Annotated in this window: 2 protein-coding genes and 2 pseudogenes; 2 read left to right on the forward strand and 2 right to left on the reverse strand. The window is 62.9% G+C overall.

Features of this window, described 5'->3' with window-relative positions; translation table 11 throughout:
• Positions 1-84 precede the first annotated feature (84 nt).
• Together GSQ89_RS39515 and GSQ89_RS39520 are read left to right on the forward strand one after the other, a co-directional pair.
• Positions 85-283, forward strand: a pseudogene (locus GSQ89_RS39515) (DUF1016 N-terminal domain-containing protein); the annotation flags it as partial.
• Between the two features lie 141 nt (positions 284-424).
• Positions 425-1,192, forward strand: coding sequence for a PDDEXK nuclease domain-containing protein (locus GSQ89_RS39520; RefSeq protein ID WP_371734308.1), 768 nt, complete (start codon positions 425-427; stop codon positions 1,190-1,192).
• Between the two features lie 511 nt (positions 1,193-1,703).
• Here the strand turns inward: GSQ89_RS39520 and GSQ89_RS29455 are convergent.
• Entirely contained in the window at positions 1,704-2,147 is a 444-nt protein-coding gene (locus GSQ89_RS29455) for a transglycosylase SLT domain-containing protein (protein ID WP_371734305.1), read from the reverse strand.
• 447 nt (positions 2,148-2,594) lie between these two features.
• Positions 2,595-3,616: pseudogene (locus tag GSQ89_RS29460) on the reverse strand (ISKra4 family transposase); the annotation flags it as partial.

The raw sequence follows: 3,616 nt of genomic DNA on the forward strand, positions 1-3,616 counted from the left end.
AACCGGGAACTGATTCTGTTGTATTGAGAGATCGGCCGTGACATCCTGCTTCGGCAGTCCGCTGAGGGTTGGGGGACAGCTGTCATCGATCGCTTGGCCCGCGAGCTGTGCCGGGATTTTCCCGAGATGACCGGGCTCTCCCCGCGCAACCTGAAATATATGCGGGCCTTCGCCGAGGCCTGGCCGGACAATCGTGCAACAGCTTGTTGCACAACTTCCCTGGGGCCATAACATCCGCCTGCTCGAGGCCCTCAAGCAGTCTGAGGAGCGCGCCGGGTACGCCAGCCAGGCGGTCGAGCACGGCTGGAGCCGGGCGGTCCTGGCTCATCAGATCGAGGGACGGCTCATCGATTGCGCCGGCAAGGCGCCGACCAATTTTGCCCAAACCCTGCCGAGCCCGCAATCGGATCTGGCCCGCGAGCTGCTGAAGGACCCGTACGATTTCGAGTTTCTGGCGGCCGCGGCAGACATCTCGGAGCGCGAACTCGAACGCGGCCTGCTCGACAACCTGCGCGAACTCCTCCTTGAACTCGGCAAGGGTTTCGCCTTTGTCGGCAGCCAGTATCACCTCGAGATCGGCGACCAGGACTTCTATCTCGATCTCCTCTTCTATCACCTGCGCTTGCGCTGCTTCGTCGTCATCGACCTCAAGGTCGACGACTTCAAGCCTGAGTACGCCGGCAAGATGAACTTCTATTTGTCGGCCGTCGACGACCTGCTGCGCCATCCGGCTGACGCGCCGACGATCGGGCTGATCCTGTGCAAGGGCAGGAACGAAGTGATCGTTGAATATGCGCTCCGCGACAGCGCCAAGCCCCTGGGCGTCGCGGCCTATCGCGTCTCGCCGCAACTGCCCAAGCAGTTCGAGGCCGACTTGCCGACCCAGGCTGACCTCGCCCGCGAGTATCCCCTCATGGCGCTGGTTAAGCTGCGAATCGACATCGAGCGCATGCTGCGGCAGCTGACACAGCAGCACAATATTCCCGATGGCTCGCTCCCGATCAGGTCCATGCTCGGGCGCCTGGTGCAGGTCCGCGGCCTGCCACAAAGCGCGGCGGCTTTTGGCGAGACGCTTCGCATTCTGAATGAAGCGACGCACGGGGTCGATGTTTCGGCAGACGCGGCCGCGGCGGCTCTGGACGCAGGAACCCGGCTCCTTGATGAGCTCAAGCAGTTACGGGACCCCGAGTGACCGCACGCCGTTTCCTGCAAATCGTGCCAGTCCCTGATGCGCTTCTGGACCTGACGCCGGACGCGTTTGCCTGGGGACAGCTCCGATTTCACGTGCACGGCCTTGTACCAGCCAGTGCGGACCATCTGCGCAATACCCGGGCGTCATTCCGGTCTGTCTTGACCGGCATGGATCGGGTGGTAGCGCGCAGTTGAAGTGTCTCCGGCAACACGACCGGCAAACCCGCCTTTGCCAGACCCGCGTGCCGCCACTGTGACAGCGAACCCGCTTCGAGGCAGAACCGGGTGAAAGCGATGCTGGTCGTCGCCAGGGCAGCCGCCGAGGAATCCGGCTGTTATCGGTCAGCGCTTGCCATGGTCTCGATCCGGTTTGACCGGTCCGAGAATTCATCAGACAGTCGGCCCAGACAGGGGCGCCAATCGAGCGAAATCCAGCCGGCGATGGCCTCATAAGCGTAGGCAGACAGCCGCAGCGCGGCCAGCCAGGATCTGTCGCCCAGTGGAGACCCTACTCATCTCCCCGGCAGGATAAGGCCGTAGACGCGACCGGTTGAGCCGAACGCGCCATACATCAGACCACTATCGACATGGGTCAGGCCGCTGAGGTGCGTTGCTTTGTGCTCCTGCCACATCGCCAACACGCGGCGCTGATACTCATCCGCGAATAGCGGCGTGCCTGAATGGTAGGCCGCGATCGACTTGGGCCAGCTTCCAGTGCGATTGTAGAGGACGTTCAAAAAGCGCGCGGCGAAGGCGGTATTGGCATAGGGGTCGAAGGCCTGATCGAGCGACGTGAACGCGTCCGGGTGGTCCATCAGGTTGACCTGCATGCATCCGACATCGATCGAGTGCACCCCTTGGGCCTCCAACGCGGCGACTGCGGCGACGGCCTGGGCCTTTGTCGCGAAAAACTGGCCGGCGCCATCCGCATCAATAGCCCACGGCCAGGGCCGCATTCCGCCAGTCCTTGGGTCCGGCCGCCCACTCTCAACTTGTCCGACGGCCGCAAGCATTCCAAGCGGTGTGCGTCCGACTACCTCCGCTCTCCTGATCGCCTGCTCGCATAGGGTAGCGGGTTCCTGCAAGGGAGCAGCGTGTGTCGTAACCGACACCGCGAGGAGAAACGCGAGGCATAGCAATGGACGCATGGGTACCACCATGCGCACAAATCACACGCGGAGGCTAGTTGCGGGTTGATGCTGTGATTCGGCGTGGAAAAAGGACCCCGTTTGAGGGGTGATCGGCGCCCAAAAGGGACCCCCCTCGAACGATGGGGTTCACGATGGTTTCCGTGGTGCACGGGAGCCTGTGTTGGGATGCTGGTATTGGAGACGGTCGCGAAGATCCGCCGGGCGTATTTCGTTCAGAAGAAGTCGATGAGACCGTCCAGAAAGTGGGGGGCAGGCCGCTCTCCGAAACGGGCGGCGGGCCCAACGCTCCGCGCCGGCATAATCCCGGTTAAGCGTGCCGTTCACGACGGAGGTTCGGACTTTCAGCATCAAATGAGCGCCCCGCGGAGACCAGCGCATTTGCTGCTGGGCATTCATTCGCCGATGCAGCAGCCATTGCACCGTACCCTCGGTGATCGCCGTCGAAATCGGTCCTTTTGCGGCAGCGGGCTGTCGCGTAGTCGATGATGATGCTGGATTGTCCAGATACGTATGTCTCCAGATCGCCCAGAAGGCGCGCCACCTTGCGTGCGGCGGCGGCAATCAGCGACTTGTCGTCGGCTGCAACGTCTACTGTAACGATGGTTTCGGCAATGAGATCCAGAGCCCGTTTGACCTGACCATGCCAGAGACGCCATCGGATCCGCTCGATCGTCTCGGTGAGGCAAGTACCGGCGTTACGATCCGTCTCCGTCTTATCGGGCCAGCTCGTGGCCGCTTGAGCGACGTGCTGAACCCGCATCGCGAGGTGAAACCAGTCGAGCACATGATGGGTCGGACCAGGGCTGGCGGCTTCGCCGAGCGATCGCGGACCATCGGCACCATCGCTCAGGATGGTGACCGGTGTCGCTGGCGTTGCGCCCAATCTATGAAGTACACCGCGCAACTGCCGGGTCTGCGAAGTCGCCTCCGCCGGCACGCTGGCGAATACGACCCGCTTCCCCTCATCGTCGCTGACCTGAGCGAGGAGAGCCTCAAACGTTCGCCCCTGATACTGACGAGCCGCCCGAACGTGGCCGCCGTCAATGGAGAGCGCAATAGATTTCGCCACCACCGCTGACTTGGATCCCGCCCCCGCGACAGCCTCCTGTTCCACCCTTGTGCCGACACGAAGGGTTCGTTGCCGGGCGGTTTCCACGGCCTGTGGCTTGCCGAGTGGTAGAAACTCCGCCAGCAGCGTTCGCGCCCGGCGGTAGGGTAACAGCGAACCCATCTTTGCGATGGTCCGCTCGTACTCCGGCGTGCATCGGTCGGGT

The sequence above is a fragment of the Acidisphaera sp. S103 genome (assembly GCF_009765975.1).
Lineage (GTDB): Bacteria > Pseudomonadota > Alphaproteobacteria > Acetobacterales > Acetobacteraceae > Rhodopila.

Bases quoted from the DNA above. Each gene is read 5' to 3' on its own strand.
- GSQ89_RS29455 (WP_371734305.1), bottom strand. From the start codon at position 2,147: ATGCGGCCCTGGCCGTGGGCTATTGATGCGGATGGCGCCGGCCAGTTT.